The organism is Acinetobacter sp. YK3 (assembly GCF_001729365.1).
Lineage (GTDB): Bacteria > Pseudomonadota > Gammaproteobacteria > Pseudomonadales > Moraxellaceae > Acinetobacter > Acinetobacter vivianii.
The window spans coordinates 1-15,013 of record NZ_LZPJ01000070.1 but is presented as its reverse complement, the minus strand read 5'-3'; the positions used below and the strand labels follow the sequence as shown (position 1 = coordinate 15,013).

Sequence of the window (15,013 nt, the reverse complement as noted above, 5' to 3'; positions counted from 1 at the left end):
TTTTGCACTCCGCTGTAGGGTCACTAAATCTGCTAGACTGCGCAACTGACTGAACATTTAATCTTTAATTCTTATGCGCGCACTAATTCAACGCGTCCTCGAAGCGAAAGTGGTGGTTGAGGGCGAAACTACAGGTGAGATTCAACACGGCTTACTGGTATTTTTAGGTCTGGGTAAAGAAGATACTTTAGAGAAAGGCCAGAAGCTGATTGATAAAATTCTGAAATACCGAATTTTTGATGATGAACAAGGCAAAATGGGCTGGAATGTCAGCCAAGCAAATGGCGGGATTTTATTGGTCTCTCAATTTACCTTGATGGCACAAACGCAAAAAGGCTTACGCCCAGACTTTGGTCCAGCGATGCCACCAGCCGAAGCCAAAGCACTTTATGAACAGCTAGTGGAATATGCCCGCCAACAATTCAATAATGTGCAAACAGGAATTTTTGCAGCAGATATGAAAGTTCATTTAATTAATGATGGGCCAGTGACCTTTAATCTGGACGTTGAATAATTCGAGCACATAAAAAAACTCCCGATTTGGGAGTTTTTTTATGACATTTTTATTTGCCTGTTTTTTCTTTAATAAATGCACGTGCCTGACGGATTTTTTCTTTTACTGGTTTTGGTACTTTAGGTGGAATCAGTTTTGCAGCTTGGTTAAACCACACCAATAAGCTAAAGTCCCCTTCCATTTTAATGCTGCCGTCCTGCATCCCTGTCATAAATGCAGTTGGGTCGCCTTTCAGTAAGGTTTTTACGCCTTGCTCACTTGAAGCAAATTGCAAAATAAAATCAGCTTGTTCCGGGTTACCTGCCACTGTATCAATTTTGCCACGGTTCACAATAATTTGACGTGCAAAACCTAAATCCGTACCAATCTGAATACGGAACTCACGGTCATGAACCAATTCAATAAACTTCGGGCTAGTGCGTGCCAATTGCTTCATACGTAACGCCAAACCTGCCACTAATAGATCAAGTGGATCAGTGCTTACATCAACGATAGGTAACTTAACCACAGGTAAAGAAGAAAGCTTCATGACATTTATGCCTACAGTATTATGATGAAAATTAAGACAACTGTATCCTAGCACAATTGTAGAAAAGTCGGAAAAAGCTTTGTTGCAGAAAGTTAGTGCAAAAAAGGCATGCTGAGCATGCCTTTGATGTTGTTAAAATTATTATAATTTATCTACTAGAACATTGTTGCTGATCATCCTTATAAACAGGTGTATGTTCAATATACTGACGATTTGCCAGTTGTTTTTGTGCTTGTTTATCTTCACGTAACAAAATAAATGTAACCGTAATCATCGCGAAGCTCAATGCGGTGAGATAGCTATAGGCGACTGACATCTCGAATATGGTTTGCGCACCAAAGCGTACCACTTCTAACAGTCCCCAGCAGAGCATACCTGCCAACATAAAACCTAACCAACGACGATAAGGAGAAAAGAAAACAGCAATAATTGCGACAGCGATTAAGCCAAATCCAACCAACATGGTGAAATTCGCTGCTTCCATAGAAACCTCCGTCTTAAAAAGGATGGTCTGCAATTGTGTCCAGACCTCTATATTGTTCTGTAATCTCAAACAGTACTTGGTGTTGCATTAACGTCTTTATGCATTATGGAGTGTTTTTTTTAGAAAAAAAGAGCCTGAAATTAACCTTACGACATAAGCTGTCGCAATATGCTTTTGTAATTACATTTTTTAAAATTACAAAAGTCCCGAATCTCCATATAGCATCAATTGCGGCGTGTCATTACAAAAAACTATCGATGTTTTAGACCTTAAAAAAACTTTTTTCAGAAATTTTTTATCGTTGTTTTTCTATACATTTAGACATAAATATGACGGAATCGTGACGACTTAAAAATGAATAAAGCCGCTTCAAAAGCGGCCTTATTTGAACCCGAAAATCGCTGTGTTAAGCGCGATTCAAGTCTTTATTATGCATACCTAACAAGTACAAAACACCATCTAAACCCACACTGGAAATTGCTTGATTGGCATTTTGGCGAACCAAAGGCTTGGCACGGAATGCGACACCAAGACCCGCAATCGAGAGCATTGGCAAATCGTTAGCACCATCTCCAACCGCCATCGCCTGTTCTAAGGAAATCCCCATTTTCTCAGCCAATTGACGTAGTAGCTCAGCCTTGCGCGCGCCATCGACAATCGCACCTTTCACTTCACCTGTCACGATGCCATTTTCAACATCGAGAATATTGGCATGCACTTCATCAATCCCAAGTTTTGCTTGCAAGTACTCAGCAAAGTACTGGAAACCACCTGATAGAATTGCGGTCTTATAACCTAGCGCTTTCAATGTTGAAATCAGACGCTCTGCCCCTTCAGTCACGGTCAAACGTTCTGCAATTTTAGGTAAAACTGACGCATCCAGACCTTTTAATAAAGCGACACGGGCACGGAAACTTTGCTGGAAATCCAATTCCCCGAGCATGGCGCGCTCTGTAATTTCAGCGACTTGCGCACCAACACCAGCTTCTAAAGCCAGCTCATCAATTACTTCTTGCTCGATGAGGGTTGAATCCATATCGAAGCACACCAGACGGCGATTGCGGCGATACGCATTGTCTTCTTGTACTGCGACATCAATATTCAACTCACCTGACAAGCTCAGGCAGGCTGCACGCATGGCTTGCGCATCTAACATCTGCCCACTCAATCCAAATTGGACACAAGCCCGACGCGGGAAAGGACTCTCTGTATCCAGCTCTAAACGGCCAGATAAGCGCGTAACGGTTTCGATATTAAAACCCTGACTCGACACAATTTTTGTGACCGCTTGCAAATGCGCAGCCGTGAGTTCTGGGGCAAGTGCCGTCACGATATAGCGTGTTCGGCCACCTTCACTCACCCATTGATCATATTCTGCGTTGGAGATTGGTTTAAATCGCACTGTTAGGCCAATATCATGTGCTAAAATCAGAATCTCTTTCATTGCCAATGCGGTAGCAGTCTCATTATCCGATGCAACAACGATCCCGAGGGTGAGTTGATTGTGGATAACGGCCTGACCTACATCAAGTATTTGCAAAGAATGTACGGATAGTACCTGCATTAATCGAGTAAACTGATTCGGTTGATCTGGTCCTAGAAAGGATATAAGAATGATTTCTCGCATGAATTGACTCGTGGTTGAGCGACAACTATTGTATGTAAGAATCATAACATAACCGAACCTAAATCTATTTGCCTTGGAAGTTTAACTTGAATGCGCCTCGCCAAGGGCTATTTGCTAGCCTACTGATCGTAAGTTTTGCATTGCATACCTTTTTATTGGTGATTGCAACGACACATCAACTCAATGAAAACCGCGCCAGCCAAGGTCAACTGATGACAAGTCAGTTAGTGGCAGATACGCTTTCCGAGCTGGAACCTGCCAACACCGTTTCATTGGCTCTGGTGGCGAATCGTTATGCCACCAATCCAAGTGTTGCTTCGATTCGTATTCTGGATGCCAATAAGCAAGTCCTTGCCACCAGTGGGATGTCGAAAACTCGCCAAGGCGAAGTGTTTGTTCGTGATGCATTGCAAAATGAGAAGAAAGTTGGAACGGTTGAAATTACCCTCATCCAGCCAAGTATCGGTGAAATCTTACGTACCCAATGGTTAGCGATTTTAGTCTCGTTATTTATTCATGCCTTGATCTGGCTGGCTTATCGTGCCATTGCCCGTCCAACGCGCAGTGAATATCTGGCTCGTATTAACCAAGAGAATCATCTTAAGCATGAAATTCAACGTTTAACTCAAGCATTGGCACTCGAAAAACAAAATACGGTGACACTGGTTGCTCAGGCTCAACAACAGGCCAAAGCGCAGAGCAAGGCGCGCGTCGAGAAGCGTCCAGCAGAAGCGGTTCAACTGGATGATCAAGCATTGGCTTTGAACATTCAGTTCTATGATCCGAAGCAACTTCTAAATAGTGTCAATCAGTCTGTTTCGGTGCCATATTTTAAACTTTGCCAGTTATTCTTGGATAAAAGTATCGACCTCTGTGCCAAGCATTATGAAATTGATGCCGCTAAGATTCATGTCACCCAAGAATTTGATAGCGAAGGTGCAACTTTGACCACCAACACGGAACAGCCACAAGCGCTAGAATGCCTGATGATGGTCGGTGCCGTGTTCCAGCTGTTGTCTGATGTATTGTATAAACGTTACCGTGAAGATAAACGTTTTGCCTTGCAAACTCGTGGTGCGGTTGCTGGCGCGGTGGATGCTATGCAACTGGATGCGGTTGAAGCAGCAAAACGCTTGACTCAACATTTACATGCCAAAGAAGCGGCTTTACACCTCAATCATGATCAACTTAAGACCATTCAAAATAATTATGAACTGGTGGCAATGCCAAATCCAAGCAACATCATGACTCGCCATGCATTCATGATTAATGGCATGAATGAAGCCTGTGCAACTGTGGCACAAACACTGCGTACTGAAATCTTGATGGGCAAAAAAGCGAAAGCAGCCACTGAGTCCTGATTCAAGCGCCGCATCTTAAAATAAGGCTTTGTTTCATAACAAAGCCTTATTTTTTTCCCTGCTCAAACGCCTCACAAAATGAGCCTAGAAAGTTCACAACAGCAGCCCCAGATCAAGCCATTATCTGCTTTTGCAGATGACATATTTGAATTGATCAAGAAGCACAGGCGAAATTTTTTAAAATGCGGTAAACTATGCCAGATTTATCGAATACTAGAGCCTTAAAAGGCAACATCAAAGGTGAAAGCGAATGCCGCTGAGTCGTGTTGAAGAGCTTGTCGCAGATATTCGTGCAGGCAAAATGGTCATCCTGATGGATGATGAAGATCGTGAGAATGAAGGTGACTTAGTCATCGCTGCAACGCATGTTCGCCCTGAAGATATTAACTTCATGATTACCCATGCACGTGGTTTGGTCTGCCTGACTTTAAGCCGTGAACGTTGTAAGCAGCTCAACTTGCCATTAATGGTTGATCAGAACGGCGCACAGCACGCGACCAACTTCACGCTTTCAATTGAAGCAGCAGAAGGCATTAGCACAGGTATTTCAGCAGCTGAACGTGCACATACCATTCGTACTGCGGTTGCTGCACATGCCAAGCCAAGCGATATCGTACAGCCAGGGCATATTTTTCCATTGATGGCACAACCAGGTGGTGTACTACACCGTGCGGGTCATACCGAAGCTGGTTGTGATTTAACCCGTTTGGCTGGTCTTGAACCTGCATCAGTGATCTGTGAAATCATCAATGATGACGGTACTATGGCGCGTCGCCCTGATCTGGAAGTATTTGCAGAAAAGCATGGCTTAAAAATCGGTACTATTGCGGATCTGATTCATTACCGCATGACCAATGAGCAAACCGTTGAACGTTTGTCTCAAGAGACCATTGAAACTGAATATGGTACTTTTGAGCTGTATAAATATCGTGAAATTGGTAACCCTGATATTCACGTTGCCTTGGTCAAAGGTGAACCGAAACAGGGTGTTACGACAGTTCGTGTACATGGTTTCAGTCCAATTCGTGACTTGTTAAAGCTGAATAAAGCAGACGGTTCACCCGCATGGAATCTTGATCTTGCAATGAAAACCATTGCTGCAAGTGATCGTGGTGTACTGGTTTGGATTGGTCAGAATCATTTAGAAGATTTAGGCCCAGCTTTAAATAGTTTGAATCAGCCAAAACCGCTGAAATCAAATGCCGCACTTTCTCACCAATATCAGACCATTGGTGTCGGTGCACAGATTTTACGTGACTTGGGTGTTGAGAAAATGAAGTTGTTGAGTTCTCCACTTCGTTTCAATGCCCTTTCAGGATTTAATTTAGAGGTAGTGGAATACATCACTGCCGATCAAATCACAGCAAAATAATCGAGGTTGCTATGGCAATTCGCCGTATTGAAGGTTTATTACATCTCGCAAGCGAAGGTCGTTATGCGATCTTAGTGGGTCGTTTCAACAGCTTCGTGGTTGAACATTTACTTGAAGGCGCAATCGACACTTTAAAACGTCATGGCGTTTCAGAAGATGCGATTACGGTTATTCATGCGCCAGGTGCATGGGAACTGCCAATCGTTGCGAAAAAATTAGCGGCTTCAAATAAATTTGATGCCATCATTGCATTAGGTGCAGTGATTCGTGGTAGCACACCACATTTTGATTTTGTTGCAGGCGAATGTGCGAAAGGTTTAGGTGTGGTTGCACTTGAAAGCACAATGCCAGTGATCAATGGTGTCTTGACGACAGACAGCATTGAACAAGCAATTGAACGTTCTGGTACGAAAGCAGGAAACAAAGGTAGCGAAGCTGCATTGACTGCAATCGAAATGGTTAACTTATTAAAGGCAATTTAAAGCATGTCGCAAACACTTCAGGCCGCTTATGCAGCGAAACGCAAAGCACGTCGTTTTGCTGTACAAGGGATTTATGAATGGCAAATGAGTCATAACCCTGTACATGAAATTGAAGCACGTACGCGTGTTGAAAATGCGATGCACAAAGTTGACCTTAACTATTACCATGAATTGCTCACTCAAGTGGTTGCTCAACATGAAGCCTTAGATGAGTTACTCATCCCGGTACTTGACCGTGAGCTAAATGCCCTTGATGGTGTAGAGCTTGCAACTTTGCGTTTAGGCGCTTATGAACTACGAGATCACCTCGAAGTTCCGTATCGTGTTGTACTTGATGAAGCAATTGAGTTAGCGAAACACTTTGGTGGTGCAGACAGCCATAAATACATCAATGGTGTATTAGACCGTCTTTCATCAAAACTTCGTGAAGCTGAAAAACAACAAGCAAAATAATAGGCTTGATGTTGTATGGCTGAGTTTTCCATTATTGAGCGCTACTTTAAGCGTACATCCAATGCAGATGTAAGTTTAGGCATCGGTGATGACTCAGCCATTGTCACCCCCCCTCCTTCACAACAATTGGTGATCTGTGCAGATACACTGGTTGCTGGTCGACATTTTCCCCTAGATACGGCTCCCCATGCTATTGGCTGGAAAAGTGTCGCTGTCAATTTATCTGATCTGGCTGCAATGGGTGCAAAACCCCACAGTATTTTACTGGCACTGAGCTTACCGACCGTTGATCACGACTGGCTGGCTGGATTTAGTCAGGGGCTTTTCGATTGCTGCGATCAATTTGGTGTGAGCCTGATCGGTGGCGATACCACTCAAAGTACTCAACTCACCATCAGTGTGACAGCCTTAGGCTGGATTGAACAAGGCCAAGCCATCACACGTGCAGGCGCTCAGGTTGGTGACTATATTTGTGTCAGTGGGCAAGTTGGAGACGCAGCCTTTGGATTGCAGCATCTTGGTCATGTCCTACAACAACGTCTGGACTACCCAACGCCACGCTGTCAACTCGGCCAACAGCTGAAAGGTCTGGCATCCAGCATGATTGATGTGTCGGATGGCTTGGCTCAGGATCTGGGTCATATTCTGAAAGCTTCCGATGTCGGTGCAAAATTACAGCTTGACCAACTTCCGTTAGATCCATCACTAAAACAACTCGATCTGCAACAGACTTGGCATTATGCACTTGCAGGCGGTGATGATTACGAATTATGCTTTACAATATCACCGCAAAACTTTAAGGAACTGTCGCGACAACAATTAGATGTTCCGATTACAATAATTGGCGAAATTACCCAACAAACTGGATTGTTATTTGAGTATATGGGCGAAGCATGCCCGTTACATGTTCATGGATACCAACACTTTGCATAAACCTCCCATTCACTTTAACCAAATGTCTTGGTTTGACCGTTTCATCGTTTTTTGCGGTGTCGGTTTCGGTTCTGGTTTAGCACCTAAAGCACCGGGTACATTTGGTTCGGCCTTTGCACTCCTGTTTATGCCACTATGGGTATATCTCGGCCTGTCTGCCAGCATCGTTGTGGTCATATTCATGTCTTTGATTGGCATTTATATCTGTGGCCATACAGCAAAAGTGATCAATGTCCACGACGATGGACGTATTGTTTGGGACGAGTTTGCAGGACAATCCATTACCCTGCTTCCTTTGCTTTATTTGCAACAAGTGAACTGGTTATGGGTCATTGTTGGATTCGTATTATTCCGTATATTTGATGTCTGGAAACCATTCCCGATCAGCTGGGCAGATCAGAAAGTTTCTGGCGGCTTTGGAATCATGCTCGACGATATCATTGCGGGACTTTGGGCAGCACTCTGTATTCTTATTATTCATTTTTATATTTTGACTTAAGCCATAAATTAGAGTTAGTTATGTCAACAACTGTTATTATTCTTGCAGCAGGGAAAGGAACGCGAATGCGTTCACAACTACCAAAAGTATTACAACCATTGGCAGGTCGTCCACTGCTGGGTCATGTGATCCAGACGGCAAAAAAACTGAATGCGCAAAATATTATTACCATTTATGGTCATGGCGGTGAGCTGGTTAAACAAAGCTTCGCTGCCGAACAGATCGAATGGGTTGAGCAGGCTGAACAGTTAGGCACAGGTCATGCGGTTCAAATGACTTTACCGGTACTACCGCAAGATGGAATTTCCTTAATTCTCTATGGTGATGTGCCACTCGTTCGTCAAAGTACGCTTGAACAATTATTAGAAGCTTCGAGTCAATCTGGTATCGGTATGATCACCCTGAATGTTGAAAATCCAACAGGTTATGGTCGTATCGTTCGTCAAGCTGGCAAAATTCAGGCCATTGTTGAACATAAAGATGCCAATGAAGAACAGCGCCAGATTCAGGAAATTAATACAGGCATTTACTGCGTCAGCAATGCCAAACTGCATCAATGGTTACCAAAGCTCTCTAACAATAATGTTCAGGGTGAATATTACCTGACGGATATTGTGGCAATGGCAGTTGAAGATGGCTTAGAGATTGCGTCTATTCAGCCTGAGCTAGAATTCGAGGTTGAAGGCGTCAATGACCGTCTGCAACTAGCGACCTTAGAGCGCCAATTCCAGCAACAGCAAGCCAAAGAGTTGATGCAACAAGGTGTTCATCTGATTGACCCAAATCGTTTTGATTTGCGCGGCAGTCTCAAGTGCGGTCAAGATGTACAAATTGATGTCAATGTCATCATTGAAGGTGACTGCGAACTTGGCGATAACGTCCAGCTCGGCGCTGGTTGTATCTTAAAGAATACCCGTATTGCGGCAGGTACCAAGGTTCAGGCCTATAGTATTTTTGAAAACGCGGTAGTTGGAGAAAATACCCAGATTGGGCCATTCGCGCGTTTACGCCCAGGCGCTAATCTTGCCAATGACGTGCATATCGGCAACTTTGTTGAAGTAAAGAATTCAAATATTGGTCTTGGTTCTAAAGCCAACCACTTCACTTATCTAGGTGATGCGGATATCGGTGCAGGCTGTAACATTGGTGCAGGCACCATTACCTGTAACTATGATGGCGCCAACAAACACCGTACCATTATTGAAGACAATGTATTTATTGGAACCAATAACTCATTGGTTGCACCAATCAAAATCGGTCAGGGTGCGACCACAGGTGCGGGATCTACCTTAACACGAGATGTGGCTGAGCATAGTTTGGCTGTGGAACGAGCAAAGCAGTTTGAAAAAGCGGATTATCAACGTCCCCAAAAACTGAAAAAATAAGAGGATAAAATTATGTGTGGTATTGTTGGTGGCGTTGCTGAACGTTGTGTAACCGAGATTCTGATCGAAGGTCTAAAACGTCTGGAATATCGTGGCTATGACTCTGCAGGTTTAGCCTTGCTCAATAAACAGCAAATCCTGCGTGAACGTCGCGTAGGTAAAGTGGCTAATCTAGCTGAAGCCGTAGCAGAACAGCATTTAACAGGTAATGTGGGTATTGCACACACACGCTGGGCAACACACGGTAAACCGACTGAAAACAATGCGCATCCACACGTTTCTGGCAATGTAGCAGTTGTACATAACGGTATTATTGAGAACTACCAAGAACTTAAAGATGAATTACAAGCTTTAGGTTATGTCTTTACCTCTCAAACAGATACAGAAGTTGTTGCGCATCTCGTTAATGAAGCACTAAAACAAACTGATAGTCTGCTGGAAGCGGTACAAAAAATTACACCTCGCCTGAAAGGTGCGTATGCACTGGGTATTGTGCATACCGCACATCCGGATGAGCTGATTACCGTGCGTGAAGGCTCTCCACTGGTCATTGGTGTGGGTATTGGTGAGAACTTTATCAGTTCAGACCAGTTGGCTTTGTTGCCTGTGACCAATCGCTTTGTTTATTTAGAAGAAGGCGATATTGCACGCTTAACCCGTAATAGTATTGAAGTTTTTGCAAATGGTGAAGCGGTTGAACGCCCAGTAAAAGAGTTAGATGCAACGGTTAGTAATGCTTCTAAAGGCGAATATAAGCACTTCATGCTCAAAGAAATTTATGAGCAACCTGAAGCGATTCAGCAAACCATTTCTCAAGCATTGAATGGCAATAGCTTACGCGAAGATTTCTTAAATCATGCCGATGCCGATTTCAGTAAAATCCAGCAAATTCAAATTATTGCCTGCGGTACCAGCTACCATGCAGGTATGATTGCCAAATACTGGTTCGAGCAATTGATTGGCGTGCCTTGTCAGGTTGAAATCGCAAGTGAATTCCGCTATCGCACACCTGTCATCGTTGCCAATACGCTGTATATCTGTATTTCTCAATCAGGTGAAACCGCAGATACCTTAGCTGCATTACGTGAAACTCAAAAACGTGCCAAAGCCAACAACATTGACATCACGACAATGACGATTTGTAATGTCGCAACCTCATCAATGGTGCGTGAAACAGATCACCATTTACTGACGCTGGCTGGCCCTGAAATTGGTGTGGCATCAACCAAAGCCTTTACCACTCAGCTTGCGGCATTGATGTTGTTAATCCTGAAAATTGGTCAGGTGAAACAACGCCTTTCTGATGCACAACTAAATGAAATCACAACTGCTTTATGGCACTGCCCGAAAGTCATTTTAGATACCTTGCAAGGTGATACTGAAATTCTTCGCTTGTCTGCACTGTTCGTGGAAAAGAATCACTGCTTGTTCTTGGGCCGTGGAACACACTTCCCAATCGCACTTGAAGGCGCATTGAAACTGAAAGAAATTTCATATATTCATGCTGAAGGTTATGCTGCGGGTGAATTGAAGCATGGTCCCCTTGCTTTAGTTGACAACGAAATGCCTGTAGTTATCTTGGCACCGCATGATGAAATGCTCGATAAACTCAAATCGAACATGGAAGAAGTACAAGCACGGGGTGGTGAATTATTTGTTTTCGCGGATGAGAACAGTGGTATTCACGGTAAAGACCGTCAACACGTCGTACATATTCCAGCCGTTAATGAATGGCTAGCGCCAATCGTTTACAGCGTACCAGTACAATTATTGTCTTACCATGTCGCTGTATTACGTGGAACTGATGTCGATCAGCCACGTAACCTTGCCAAGAGTGTAACGGTAGAATAATAAAATTATTAACTCTACACAGTTAATAATCAAAAATAGCCCAGACATATTGAATGAAAAGTATGCTGGGCTTTTTTATAACTGAATCACAGAATAGCGTAATCAAGTTAAGATAAAGATCATCAAATAATCCAAAATAAATCATTGATAAGATTCAAATTTTGAATTTCATAAAACGTAGAATATACCAATTAATTCAGCGATCTATAACACGCTAAAACAATCTTTACCAAAAGATGAATATGGCTAAAATCCAATCTATGTGTGCTCTCAGTATCTCTAGTGAGAACAATATAGCGAAGAATAAAATCTACCCCTCTCATAAATCATCTTTGCCTTAGATATTTTTTATTACATTCGTCCACATTAAAACTTCAAATTTTCCAGATATTGATAGTCAGAATTTTTGCACTTCGTTATAAATACTTTAATAGATAAGCTAAAGCTTTAAATTTATTTAATTAAATAAAATCAGTCAATTAGACAACTCTAAAAGCATATTTAGCTCAACCCGTACTTATGAAAATCTAACACTGACAAAGCCTACGAATAGGAAATGGAGAACCTTATGGCTTTTTTAAACACAAATCGATAGGGAAATAAATTTTATTTCCTCTTAGACGCACTATAGATAGGGATGGTCTTGATACAAAAAATTAAGCCACAAAAGTAACCGGCTTTTTAGCCCAGTTGTGCCTAATTTTCTGAACAGCTCTTCACTCATCGTGAACAGCCCAACCTCTGTATTATCTATTTTAGCGAATCTAAATCTATAGTTATTTAAAAAATAACGATTTTCCTTTTAATATCAGGATTAAAATATGAAACTTGATTACGCTGAATCTTTAAGAAAATTCTCTGAAACTTTCAATCTTTCCAAGGAAGAAACATCTAAAGGGAATGATCAAATCCCAGGTGGTTTTAGTCGTAGAACGTTTGCCTATGGCCCGCATGCAATTTTCGCTGAGCGAGGTGAAGGCCAATATGTTTATACAATTGAAGGTAAAAAACTACTCGATCTTAATAATAACTTTTCAACCAATGTCACTGGTCACAATCACCCTGAAATTCTCAAAGCTATTCAGGAAGTCCTGAAAAAGGGATTTTCATTTGGTAATCCTGTAAATTACGAGTTAGAGCTCGCCCAACTCCTATGCCAACGAATTGATTCTATTGAAAAGGTTAAATTCTTCTGTTCCGCTAGCGAGGCATGTTTGAGTGCGATCCGGATTGCCCGAGGATACACAGGAAAAAATAAAATAGCCAAATTCGAAGGAGGTTATCATGGATTCTGTGACGATTTAGCAATTTCTGCACATCCAACACCAGCTAGTTTTCCAGGCCCAGACTTCCATCCAAAGCCATTACCAGATTCAGCAGGGATCCCAACCTACAAAAGCGATAATGTCATTGTATTAGTACAAAATGATTATCAAGCATGCGAAAGTATTCTTCGTAATCATGCAGATGATGTAGCTTGTGTCATTATGGAGTTGCAGTCAGGCGCAGGAGGAGTCGTTGAGCTTGATAAGGAATTTGTTGCTCGTATTCGAAAGCTTACTCAGGAGCTTGGCATCCTTTTAATCATTGATGAAACCATGACCTTACGTGCAGCTAAAGGAGGACTACAGAGTATCTATCAAGTCCATCCAGATCTTACGGTAATGGGTAAAATGATTGGAGGTGGGCTTCCTATTGGTGCTGTAGGTGGTCGTCGCGAAATCTTCCGCATTCTAGAAGAAAATCAAGTGCTTATTTCAGGCACACATCATGGACACCCACTTTCATGTGCAGCTGGTAGCGCTTGTTTACGAGTCATGAATGATGAAGCTTACGAGCATTTGAATCGTATGGCAAAAAGAATCAAGGATGAACTCAATCACTGGGCGAAAGCATCTAATTATCCTTTTATTGTTTATGGCGCATTTTCAATGCTAGGGTATGCATTTACCAAAGAAATTGGTCAAGAAATCAAAACTCATCGTGACTATTGGCATAAAATTGATGAAGATTCTATGAATACTTATGCATTGGAAATGGCAACGCAAGGCTACTTTCCTGTGCATCGTGGACAAATTGGTCTTACATTACCCATGACCGATGAAGATATCAGTGGATATATCGAAACCACTAAAGCAATTATCCAAAAAATGCATGAATGAAGCCAAGTTATAAAATAATAGACATCCATTATTATCTTATTTAATAAAATAATGGATGTTGTTATTTATAGCCCAAATCATCTCGAAAGCTCTAATGTTGTTGAGGGTAATTCTCCAAATAATCCTTTATAATCTTGTGCAAATTGAGAAAAATGCCAAAACCCCCAATATGAGGCAACCTGACTAACCGTCGTTTTTTCTTCATTGGCTAATAGCATTTTTCTTGCACAATTTAGCTTCCAGTATTTTAGAAATAAAGATGGGCTACACCCTATAATAATTTCAAAATAATTTTGCAAGGTTCTTCTGGATGTATTGGTAACCTTACAAAAGTCTTCAACTGTAATTGGCAGATCGCTAGTACTTTGTAAATAATATAGAATTTTTTTAATGACCCGTTCTGCTTTATTCTTAGCTTTCTTATGTTCGAGTTTGTCATTCCTAATGGAATTTATATATTCACAACCAATATCAGTAAAATCTGAAATAATATCTTTTTTAGCTACCTCATTTAAAACAATATTTTCAAATGCGTTAAATAAGAACCTAATTTTATTATAAATTTTATTATTTAGTTCAGCATTTCTGCTTAAACTCATCATGTCTTCTAATTGTTCAATATCATCCCCGACCAATGATTGCAGTGGTATTTGCAACGCATAGAACTTTGATTCTTCAGGTGTTTTTATCAAAATCTCTTGATTGGGCCTAATACTAATAATATCTGAATTTTCTACTGTATGTCCTAGACAAATCGCTGGAGATTGAAAATTTCGAAATATACCTATACATAAAACCCCTTGCTGACAGCATCCTTCTTGAAATACTGCAGTTGATAGCTTTTCCTCATAAATTTCTATATCACCAAGCCAGATCTTACTTAGATTACCAATGAACTTTCCAGAAGATACTTGGTGATAAGAAAACTCCCAATCTTCTATCAATTTTGTATGATAATAAGGATCTATATGACCATTATGAGATACATATCCAAATTCCAAATTTTCTTTCATTGCAATTTCCTTTTTTACAAATAGTCCTTGATAGCAAAAAAATACCGCCCCAATGAAATAAACTCTTATTTTCTACCTTGCCCTGTTCCTTTCATCCAAAAGAAACTTTTAAATTTATATAAAAAAGAGATGAAATTATAAAAATCATATATTTGCACAAGAAATAGAAATGTTTTATCTAATATTAATTATATATAATTAAAGCTTTCATCTCTTGGCTAAAATTTAACACATGCACAAAATTCGTTCAAAATCTATATTTCATCATTATTGTATAATTTAAGTTTCTTTTGTCTAATTTATAAAAAATAATTGTTCTAAAGCTTTGTATTTAAAATACTTTTTTAT

The 15,013-nt window shown here is 41.2% G+C and carries 13 protein-coding genes and 1 pseudogene; 10 read left to right on the top strand and 4 right to left on the bottom strand.

The window, feature by feature from the left end; translation table 11 throughout:
- Positions 1-73 precede the first annotated feature (73 nt).
- Positions 74-514 carry a D-aminoacyl-tRNA deacylase gene (dtd, locus tag A9Z07_RS06090; RefSeq protein WP_047429911.1) on the top strand — a complete coding sequence of 147 codons (441 nt, stop codon included), beginning with the start codon at positions 74-76 and terminating at the stop codon, positions 512-514.
- A gap of 49 nt (positions 515-563) precedes the next feature.
- Here the strand turns inward: dtd and A9Z07_RS06085 are convergent, their stop codons facing one another.
- The 3 genes from A9Z07_RS06085 to serB all read right to left on the bottom strand — a co-directional run bounded on the left by A9Z07_RS06085 (position 564) and on the right by serB (position 3,154).
- Positions 564-1,043, bottom strand: coding sequence for a hypothetical protein (locus A9Z07_RS06085; RefSeq protein ID WP_004776350.1), 480 nt, complete (start codon positions 1,041-1,043; stop codon positions 564-566).
- Positions 1,044-1,191: 148 nt separating this feature from the next.
- The gene (gene aciT, locus A9Z07_RS06080; RefSeq protein WP_004776351.1) at positions 1,192-1,527 is read right to left on the bottom strand and encodes a ciprofloxacin tolerance protein AciT; all 336 of its coding nucleotides are present in this window, start codon (positions 1,525-1,527) and stop codon (positions 1,192-1,194) included.
- Between the two features lie 406 nt (positions 1,528-1,933).
- Positions 1,934-3,154 (bottom strand): phosphoserine phosphatase SerB, encoded by a 1,221-nt coding sequence (gene serB, locus A9Z07_RS06075; RefSeq protein WP_069577638.1) that lies wholly within the window; start codon positions 3,152-3,154, stop codon positions 1,934-1,936.
- A gap of 68 nt (positions 3,155-3,222) precedes the next feature.
- On the opposite strand from serB, the pseudogene A9Z07_RS06070 reads away from it, so the two are divergent.
- From A9Z07_RS06070 to A9Z07_RS06030, 9 genes and pseudogenes are all read left to right on the top strand, one after another.
- A pseudogene (locus A9Z07_RS06070) lies at positions 3,223-4,534 on the top strand (hypothetical protein).
- 231 nt (positions 4,535-4,765) lie between these two features.
- Positions 4,766-5,887 carry a bifunctional 3,4-dihydroxy-2-butanone-4-phosphate synthase/GTP cyclohydrolase II gene (gene ribBA, locus A9Z07_RS06065; RefSeq protein WP_004776357.1) on the top strand — a complete coding sequence of 374 codons (1,122 nt, stop codon included), beginning with the start codon at positions 4,766-4,768 and terminating at the stop codon, positions 5,885-5,887.
- 11 nt (positions 5,888-5,898) lie between these two features.
- Positions 5,899-6,369 (top strand): 6,7-dimethyl-8-ribityllumazine synthase, encoded by a 471-nt coding sequence (ribE, locus tag A9Z07_RS06060; RefSeq protein ID WP_004659764.1) that lies wholly within the window; start codon positions 5,899-5,901, stop codon positions 6,367-6,369.
- 3 nt (positions 6,370-6,372) lie between these two features.
- Complete coding sequence (gene nusB, locus A9Z07_RS06055) at positions 6,373-6,822, top strand: transcription antitermination factor NusB (protein WP_004657014.1); 450 nt, start codon at positions 6,373-6,375, stop codon at positions 6,820-6,822.
- 15 nt (positions 6,823-6,837) lie between these two features.
- Positions 6,838-7,755, top strand: a complete 918-nt coding sequence (gene thiL / locus A9Z07_RS06050; protein ID WP_069577636.1) for a thiamine-phosphate kinase — start codon at positions 6,838-6,840, stop codon at positions 7,753-7,755.
- Complete coding sequence (locus A9Z07_RS06045) at positions 7,733-8,254, top strand: phosphatidylglycerophosphatase A (protein ID WP_069577635.1); 522 nt, start codon at positions 7,733-7,735, stop codon at positions 8,252-8,254. The genes thiL and A9Z07_RS06045 overlap by 23 nt, the downstream gene beginning before the upstream one ends.
- Positions 8,255-8,274: 20 nt before the next feature.
- Complete coding sequence (glmU, locus tag A9Z07_RS06040; RefSeq protein WP_069577634.1) at positions 8,275-9,639, top strand: bifunctional UDP-N-acetylglucosamine diphosphorylase/glucosamine-1-phosphate N-acetyltransferase GlmU; 1,365 nt, start codon at positions 8,275-8,277, stop codon at positions 9,637-9,639.
- Between the two features lie 12 nt (positions 9,640-9,651).
- A complete protein-coding gene (gene glmS, locus A9Z07_RS06035; RefSeq protein WP_069577633.1) occupies positions 9,652-11,490 on the top strand; it encodes a glutamine--fructose-6-phosphate transaminase (isomerizing) in 1,839 nt (612 codons plus the stop codon).
- Positions 11,491-12,311: 821 nt separating this feature from the next.
- Entirely contained in the window at positions 12,312-13,652 is a 1,341-nt protein-coding gene (locus A9Z07_RS06030; RefSeq protein WP_069577632.1) for an aspartate aminotransferase family protein, read from the top strand.
- 77 nt (positions 13,653-13,729) lie between these two features.
- On the opposite strand, the gene A9Z07_RS06025 is transcribed toward A9Z07_RS06030, so the two are convergent.
- Complete coding sequence (locus A9Z07_RS06025) at positions 13,730-14,665, bottom strand: helix-turn-helix domain-containing protein (RefSeq protein WP_069577631.1); 936 nt, start codon at positions 14,663-14,665, stop codon at positions 13,730-13,732.
- Positions 14,666-15,013 lie beyond the last annotated feature (348 nt).

Bases quoted from the DNA above. Each gene is read 5' to 3' on its own strand.
- dtd (WP_047429911.1), top strand. From the start codon at position 74: ATGCGCGCACTAATTCAACGCGTCCTCGAAGCGAAAGTGGTGGTTGAG.
- A9Z07_RS06085 (WP_004776350.1), bottom strand. From the start codon at position 1,043: ATGAAGCTTTCTTCTTTACCTGTGGTTAAGTTACCTATCGTTGATGTA.
- aciT (WP_004776351.1), bottom strand. From the start codon at position 1,527: ATGGAAGCAGCGAATTTCACCATGTTGGTTGGATTTGGCTTAATCGCT.
- serB (WP_069577638.1), bottom strand. From the start codon at position 3,154: ATGCGAGAAATCATTCTTATATCCTTTCTAGGACCAGATCAACCGAAT.
- ribBA (WP_004776357.1), top strand. From the start codon at position 4,766: ATGCCGCTGAGTCGTGTTGAAGAGCTTGTCGCAGATATTCGTGCAGGC.
- ribE (WP_004659764.1), top strand. From the start codon at position 5,899: ATGGCAATTCGCCGTATTGAAGGTTTATTACATCTCGCAAGCGAAGGT.
- nusB (WP_004657014.1), top strand. From the start codon at position 6,373: ATGTCGCAAACACTTCAGGCCGCTTATGCAGCGAAACGCAAAGCACGT.
- thiL (WP_069577636.1), top strand. From the start codon at position 6,838: ATGGCTGAGTTTTCCATTATTGAGCGCTACTTTAAGCGTACATCCAAT.
- A9Z07_RS06045 (WP_069577635.1), top strand. From the start codon at position 7,733: ATGGATACCAACACTTTGCATAAACCTCCCATTCACTTTAACCAAATG.
- glmU (WP_069577634.1), top strand. From the start codon at position 8,275: ATGTCAACAACTGTTATTATTCTTGCAGCAGGGAAAGGAACGCGAATG.
- glmS (WP_069577633.1), top strand. From the start codon at position 9,652: ATGTGTGGTATTGTTGGTGGCGTTGCTGAACGTTGTGTAACCGAGATT.
- A9Z07_RS06030 (WP_069577632.1), top strand. From the start codon at position 12,312: ATGAAACTTGATTACGCTGAATCTTTAAGAAAATTCTCTGAAACTTTC.
- A9Z07_RS06025 (WP_069577631.1), bottom strand. From the start codon at position 14,665: ATGAAAGAAAATTTGGAATTTGGATATGTATCTCATAATGGTCATATA.